The 6,708-nt window shown below is 66.0% G+C and carries 6 protein-coding genes; 4 read left to right on the top strand and 2 right to left on the bottom strand.

Translation table 11 applies throughout. The features are described from left to right. Window positions 1–43 precede the first annotated feature (43 nt). Window positions 44–1,216, bottom strand: coding sequence for a putative ABC transporter substrate-binding protein YdcS (ydcS, locus tag C167_RS0103760; protein WP_037005972.1), 1,173 nt, complete (start codon window positions 1,214–1,216; stop codon window positions 44–46). Window positions 1,217–1,580: 364 nt separating this feature from the next. On the opposite strand from ydcS, the gene C167_RS0103755 reads away from it, so the two are divergent. From C167_RS0103755 to C167_RS0103740, 4 genes are all read left to right on the top strand, one after another. Further along, complete coding sequence (locus C167_RS0103755; RefSeq protein WP_017516923.1) at window positions 1,581–2,993, top strand: circularly permuted type 2 ATP-grasp protein; 1,413 nt, start codon at window positions 1,581–1,583, stop codon at window positions 2,991–2,993. A 4-nt stretch (window positions 2,994–2,997) separates the two neighbouring features. Next, the gene (locus C167_RS0103750; protein ID WP_017516922.1) at window positions 2,998–3,945 is read left to right on the top strand and encodes an alpha-E domain-containing protein; all 948 of its coding nucleotides are present in this window, start codon (window positions 2,998–3,000) and stop codon (window positions 3,943–3,945) included. Beyond that, window positions 3,942–4,751 (top strand): transglutaminase family protein, encoded by an 810-nt coding sequence (locus C167_RS0103745; RefSeq protein WP_017516921.1) that lies wholly within the window; start codon window positions 3,942–3,944, stop codon window positions 4,749–4,751. Before C167_RS0103750 ends, C167_RS0103745 begins: the two co-directional genes overlap by 4 nt. 79 nt (window positions 4,752–4,830) lie before the next feature. Further along, a complete protein-coding gene (locus tag C167_RS0103740) occupies window positions 4,831–5,565 on the top strand; it encodes a proteasome-type protease (RefSeq protein WP_017516920.1) in 735 nt (244 codons plus the stop codon). Between the two features lie 224 nt (window positions 5,566–5,789). Here the strand turns inward: C167_RS0103740 and C167_RS0103735 are convergent, their stop codons facing one another. Next, a complete protein-coding gene (locus C167_RS0103735) occupies window positions 5,790–6,593 on the bottom strand; it encodes a cytochrome c (RefSeq protein WP_017516919.1) in 804 nt (267 codons plus the stop codon). Window positions 6,594–6,708: the final 115 nt, after the last annotated feature.

Genomic DNA, 6,708 nt, shown 5'->3' with positions numbered 1-6,708 from the left:
GAGCAAGCTCGCTCCTACAGGTCAGCAGTGAAGCGGGGCTTCGTCACCTCCCACCCATGATCGCAATGTAATCCTGCGTCCACCGGCTGTAAGGCACGCACTGCCCCTGGTCGCACTTGGCCTGAGGGGTCTTCCAGAAGGCGATGCGGTCGAACTGGTCGTAGCCGTTGGCGGCGCAACCTTTCTCGCCCAGCAGTTGGCTGCCGCTGCAACCGTCGGGTACGGACGGCACCGAGCCGAACCAGGCGGCGACGTCGCCCTGCACCTTGGGTTCCAGCGACCAGTTAAGCCATTTGTAGGCGCATACCGGGTGCTTGGCATCGGCGTGCAGCATGGTGGTATCGGCCCACCCGGTGACGCCTTCGCCGGGAATGGTCGAGGCGATCGGCTGCTTCTCTCCCTGCAGCGCGTTCACCTGGTACGGCCAGGAGCCGGAAGCGGCCACGCCCTCATTCTTGAAGTCGCTCATCTGCACCGTCGCGTCGTGCCAGTAGCGATGGATCAGCTTCTGCTGCTCACGCAGCAGTTTTAGCGCGGCGGCGTACTGCTCCTCGTTCAGTTCGTACGGGTCCTGGATGCCCAGCTTGGGATTGGCGGTCTTCAGGTACAGCGCCGCGTCGGCGATGTAGATCGGCCCGTCATAGGCCTGTACGCGGCCCTTGTTGCTCTTGCCGTCGGGCAGCTTCTGCTCGCTGAACACCACGCTCCAGCTTTCAGGAGCCTTGGGGAAGACCTTGGTGTTGTACATCAGCACGTTCGGGCCCCACTGGTAGGGCGTGCCGTAGTGCTTGCCGTCCACCGTGTGCCACGGCGCGTTCTGCAGGCGCGGGTCGACGTTCTTCCAGTTGGGCACCAGGGCAATGTTGATCGGCTGTACGCGCTTGCCGTAGACCAGCCGCAGCGAGGCGTCGCCGGAGGCGGTGACCAGATCGTAGCCGCCCTTGGCCATCAGGCTGACCATCTCGTCGGAGGTGGCGGCAGTCTTCACGTTGACCTTGCAGCCGGTGTCCTTTTCGAACTGGCTGACCCAGTCGTAGTTCTTGTCGCTCTCGCCGCGCTCGATGTAGCCGGGCCAGGCAATGATATCCAGCGCCCCTTCAGGGTTGCCGAGCTGCTTGAGCGCTTCGGCGGCCTGCAACGAGGCGCTGGAAAGCAGGCTGATGCCGGCGAAGGCCAGCGCCGCGACTTTCACGCAAGACAATTGCACTGATGACATGGACGGACTCCTGTTGTTCTTCGTTGTGGGAGCCACTGCGGACCCTGCGCGCAGAAAATTGGCACCACGGTCGACCGCTGCGTGTCCATAGCGAATGGGCACGTTCTTGCAGCGTAGTTCCGGCCCCGGAGGCTGACAAGAACGCCCCCATGCCCCGCAAAGCCCCGCCCGCTGGCGCTTGCGGCCCCAAACGGGGCGAGCCGAGGGGGCTGCTGGCGAAAAGCGCACCGCGCTGGTGCGAATCGCTCGGGCAACCTTTGCAAGTCATTGAATGGATAGGAAATCGACCTCTGGCACGGGCCTTGCGACGGCTCTCCTGCCAATGCAGAGCATGCCGGGGAAGCACGGCAACAAGGAGTAGAAGATGGCTCGGGTGTTCTATGACGAAATGCACGACGCCGCTGGCGCCTGCCGACCGCACTACACGGAGTTCGCCCGCTGGCTGGCGGACATGCCCGGCGAGCAGCTGCAACAGCGCCGCCGCGAGGCCGACCTGCTGTTCTATCGCGCCGGGATCACCTTCACCCTTTACGGCGACGACCAGGGCACCGAGCGCCTGATCCCCTTCGACACCATCCCGCGCAGCATTCCCGCCAGCGAGTGGAAGACCATCGAGGCCGGCTGCATCCAGCGCGTGCAGGCACTCAACCTGTTCCTCGCCGATCTCTACCACGACCAGCGCATCCTCAAGGAGGGCCTGATTCCACCCGAGCAGGTCCTGGCCAACGATCAGTACCAGCTGGCCATGCAGGGCCTGGATGTGCCCGGCAACGTCTATGCGCACATCGCCGGCATCGACCTGGTGCGCGATGGCAACGGCGCCTACTACGTCCTCGAGGACAACCTGCGCACCCCCAGCGGCGTTTCCTACATGCTGGAGAACCGCAAGATGATGATGCGCCTGTTCCCCGAGCTGTTCGGCGCTCAGCGCATCGCGCCCATCGATCACTACCCGAACCTGCTGCTCGACACCCTGCGCCAGGCCAGCGCCGTGGACCAGCCCTGCGTGGTGGTGCTGACGCCCGGGCGCTTCAACAGCGCCTACTTCGAACACGCCTTCCTCGCCCGCGAGATGGGCGTGGAGTTGGTGGAGGGCGCCGACCTGTTCGTCCGCGACGAGCGCGTCTACATGCGCACCACCGCCGGCCCGATGCCGGTGGATGTGATCTACCGCCGGGTGGACGACGACTTCCTCGATCCGCTGGCCTTCAATCCCGATTCCATGCTCGGCGTGCCCGGCCTGCTGGCCGCCTATCGTGCGGGCAACGTGGTGCTGGCCAACGCCATCGGCACCGGGGTCGCTGACGACAAGTCAGTGTATCCCTACGTGCCGGAAATGATCCGCTTCTACCTCGACCAGGAACCCATCCTGCACAATGTGCCGACCTGGCAATGCCGCCGGCCGCAGGACCTTTCCCACGTGCTGGCGCACCTGCCCGAGTTGGTGGTGAAAGAGGCCCAGGGCTCCGGCGGCTACGGCATGCTGGTCGGCCCCGCCGCGAGCACGGCGGAAATCGAGGCCTTCCGTGCCCGCCTGATGGCCCGTCCGGAGGCGTACATCGCGCAGCCGACCCTGAGCCTGTCGACCTGCCCGACCTTCGTCGAGAACGGCATCGCCCCCCGCCACATCGACCTGCGGCCCTTCGTGCTGTCCGCGCCGGACAATGTCCGCCTAGTGCCCGGTGGCCTGACCCGCGTAGCGCTGCGCGAAGGCTCGCTGGTCGTCAACTCGTCACAAGGTGGCGGTACCAAGGACACCTGGGTAGTCGAGGACTGAAATCATGCTGAGCCGTACCGCTTCCGACCTGTACTGGATGTCGCGCTACCTGGAGCGCGCCGAGAACCTCGCGCGTATGCTCGACGTGTCCTACTCGCTGTCGCTGATGCCCCAGGATGGCCGTGGCGATGGCCTGGAGGAACTGGCGATGCCGCTGCGCATTACCGGAAACCTCGATGCCTACCTGGCGCGGCATGGCGAATTGCATGCCGAGCGCCTGCTCAACTTCTTCGCCCTCGATGCGCAGAATCCCACCAGCATCTACTGCTGCCTGGGTGCCGCCCGTGCCGCTGCACACGCGGTACGCGGGCGTATCACCACCGACATGTGGGAGAACATCAACGCCACCTGGCTGGAGATGCGCGACATCGCCCACCAAGGCCTGCTGCGCTATGGCATCAGCCATTTCTGCGAATGGGTGAAGGATCGCTCCCACTTGTTCCGGGGCGCCACCTTCGGCACCAGCATGCGCAATGACGCCTTCCATTTCATCCGCCTGGGCACCTACATCGAGCGCGCCGACAACACGCTGCGGCTGCTGGATGCGCGCAACCAGGTGCTCGGTGATGACCAGGGGCCGGCCGAAGGCACGGCGCGCGGTTACTACCAGTGGACCGCGCTGCTGCGCGCGCTGTCGGCGTTCGAGGGGTACACCGAGCTGTACCGCGACGCCCTTAATGCGCGGAACATCGCCGAACTCCTGCTGCTGCGCGAGGACGTGCCGCGCTCGCTGCTGGCCTGCGCCGAGGAGCTGCGCCAGATCCTCGCCAGCCTTCCCGGCATCAACGGCCGCCCGGCCCAGCGCCTGGCCGCCGAACTGGAAGCGCGGGTGCGCTACACCGGCATCGATGAAGTGCTGGGCAACGGCCTGCATCCCTGGATCACCGACCATATCGGGCTGGTGCGCCAACTCGCCAACGCCATTCACAGCTCGTACCTGGAGGCCGCATGAAACTCTCCATCCGCCACGACACCACCTACCGCTACGAAGACCAGGTGCGCGCGAGCATCCAGTACCTGCGCCTGACCCCGCAGGAAAGCGAGCGCCAGCACGTGCTCGACTGGCAGCTGCATCTGCCGCGTCCGGCGCATCCGCAGCGCGACGCCTACGGCAACATCCTCCACGTATTGACCCTCGACGAGCCCCACGAGGCCATCGCCATCGCCGCCCATGGCCACGTGGAAATCGACGTGGAGAACGAGCGCGAGCACGATCACCTGTCGCCGCTGCCGTTCCTGCGCAGCACCCGGCTGACCCAGGCTGATGGTGCGTTGCAGGAGTTCGCCCGCACCCAGTGCGCCGAGCGCCGCGACCGCAAGGCCATGATCCACCTGATGCAGGCGTTGAATGAGCGCATTGCCTACGTGCCCGGCTCGACCCAAGTCGACAGCACCGCCGCCGAAGCCTTTGCCGCCGGGCAGGGCGTCTGCCAGGACCACGCCCACGCCTTCCTCGCCTGCCTGCGCCACCTGGGCGTGCCGGCGCGCTATGTCTCCGGCTACCTCTACACCGACGCCGAGGAGCACCTGGCCAGCCACGCCTGGACCGAAGCCTGGCTGGACGACGCCTGGTACAGCTTCGACGTGACCAACGTGCTGGACCGCCCGGAGCGCCACCTGAAGCTGGCGGTGGGCCTGGACTATCTCGACGCCTGCCCGGTGCGCGGCATGCGCCGGGGCGGTGGCGGTGAACAGATGCACGCCCGCGTGACCGTGGCGCCGGGGCATCTGCAGCAGATGCAGCAGGCGCAGCAGTGAGGGTGCATGGCGCGCGGGCCGGCACCGGCAGTAAGATCGGTGCCAGTTCACCCCGCCAAAAAACAGTCATGAGAGCGCTATGACCTACTGCGTCGCCATGAACCTCGCCCAGGGCCTGGTCTTCGTTTCCGATTCGCGCACCAATGCCGGCGTCGACAACATCGCTGTGTTCCGCAAACTGCATGTCTTCGGTACGCCCGGTGAGCGCCTGATCGTGGTTCAGAGCGCCGGCAACCTGGCCACCTCGCAAGCGGTGATCAGCGTGCTGCGCCAGCGCATGAGCGCCGACGGACCGAACCTCGGCACGGTGGAGAATCTCTTCGAGGCCGCGCGCCTGGTGGGATCGACGCTGCGCGAGGTGGTCGACCACGACGAGAACATCGGCCACAACCAGGGCGTCGACCTGGGCAGCTCCTTCCTCGTCGGCGGGCAGATCGGTACGGAAGTACCGCGCCTGTTCAACGTCTACCCGCAGGGCAACTTCATCGAATCCACCCGCGACACGCCGTACTTCCAGATCGGCGAGAGCAAGTACGGCAAGCCGATCATCGACCGTGCCATGAGCTATTCCACGCCACTGGAACAGGCCCTGCGCTGCGCACTGATCAGCTTCGACTCGACCATCCGCAGCAACCTCTCGGTGGGCATGCCGCTGGACCTGCTGGTGTACCGCGAGGGTAGCCTGGAGGTGCCGGCGGGGTACCGCATCCAGGAGGGCGACCCGTACTTCGAGGGCATCCGCGGGCAATGGGGCGCAGGGTTGCGGCAGTTGCTGGGCGAACTGCCTGCGCCGCCGGGAGATTATTGGCACTGACGCTCGGTGTTCGGGCGGGTTCGCGAGCAAGCTCGCTCCTACAAGGACGGGCTGCACCTGACCTGCTTTTCGTAGGAGCGGATCTGATCCAACCGCCGCACGGTGCTCAGGGTCCCGGTTGCGCCGGTATTTCGCGGAGAAGCTCCGCTCCTACAGGCCCGCTCCGCCTTGCTCTTCGTAGGAGCGAGCTTGCTCGCGAACCATCGCCGCACCGACCTTGCCGATCAGCTCCCGGCCTTCGCCTTCCGCCCTGCCATGTGCTTGAGGTAAGCCACGATCTGATCCAGCTCCTGGTCGCTGATCACTTCCGGCGTGAAGCCTTTCATCCGCGCCTCGGGCCAGTGCCGCAGGCTTTGCGGGTCGCGGATGTACTGTTTCAGATAGCCCGGGGCGAAGTATTCGGTGGGGTTGTGCGGAATGTTCAGGTCCGGGCCGAACTGCGAGTCTCCGGCGCCGTTCAGGCGGTGGCAGGCCAGGCAATTCTTCTGGAACTGGGCGAAACCCTTCTGCACCGGTTCAGCAGCGCTCTTCGCCGGTAGCAGCGCCGGGAAGCGCTCGGCCAGCGGCTTCAGATAACGGATGCCGGCAACCTGGAACGGCCATTGTTCCGGGCCGATGCCGGCGGCTTGGGGATCGGTCCACACCAGGTAGAAGGGGCCGGCGGAGGGCTTGCCGTCGCCCAGCTTCGGCCAGGGTTTGTCCGCTTCCTCGATGGCCAGCCAGGCGCGGGAACCCTTCTCCGCCAGCAGTGGCGCGGCGGGCAGCTCGGCGGCGAAGCCGTCCAGCGCCACGGCCTGCAGGTGGTCGGCGGGCTTCACGCCTTGCAGCAGTGTTGCCAGTGGCACCGCGCGGTAATGCATGGTGCGGTTGTAGGAAACGTCAGCAGGAATCTCGATGTCCTGCGCCTTGGGGTTGGCCAGCAGTTGCTCGGTGGTGAAGTCGTGTTTGCCGTCGGGCAACTCGAGGGTGAGCGTGGCGGCAAAAGAGGCGGGGCAGAGCAAAAGCAGCGTCAGCAGCAGTGGGCGCATGGTCGCATCCGTGGCGGGGAGGGGGCCGCGGAACATTAGCAGAGGTAAAGGCGCTGCAGGAGGTGGTGGCTCCCGCGCTGCGTTGACCGTGGCTCGCGGATGGCGGCGTGCGGTA

It is taken from the genome of Pseudomonas nitroreducens TX1, assembly GCF_000313755.1.
GTDB lineage: Bacteria > Pseudomonadota > Gammaproteobacteria > Pseudomonadales > Pseudomonadaceae > Pseudomonas > Pseudomonas nitroreducens_A.
Note: the sequence above shows the minus strand (reverse complement) of the source record. Positions and strands in the feature narration are given on the sequence as shown.

What these genes read in the sequence shown, in the direction of transcription:
- ydcS (WP_037005972.1), bottom strand. Translation starts at nt 1,216, where the DNA reads ATGTCATCAGTGCAATTGTCTTGCGTGAAAGTCGCGGCGCTGGCCTTC.
- C167_RS0103755 (WP_017516923.1), top strand. Translation starts at nt 1,581, where the DNA reads ATGGCTCGGGTGTTCTATGACGAAATGCACGACGCCGCTGGCGCCTGC.
- C167_RS0103750 (WP_017516922.1), top strand. Translation starts at nt 2,998, where the DNA reads ATGCTGAGCCGTACCGCTTCCGACCTGTACTGGATGTCGCGCTACCTG.
- C167_RS0103745 (WP_017516921.1), top strand. Translation starts at nt 3,942, where the DNA reads ATGAAACTCTCCATCCGCCACGACACCACCTACCGCTACGAAGACCAG.
- C167_RS0103740 (WP_017516920.1), top strand. Translation starts at nt 4,831, where the DNA reads ATGACCTACTGCGTCGCCATGAACCTCGCCCAGGGCCTGGTCTTCGTT.
- C167_RS0103735 (WP_017516919.1), bottom strand. Translation starts at nt 6,593, where the DNA reads ATGCGCCCACTGCTGCTGACGCTGCTTTTGCTCTGCCCCGCCTCTTTT.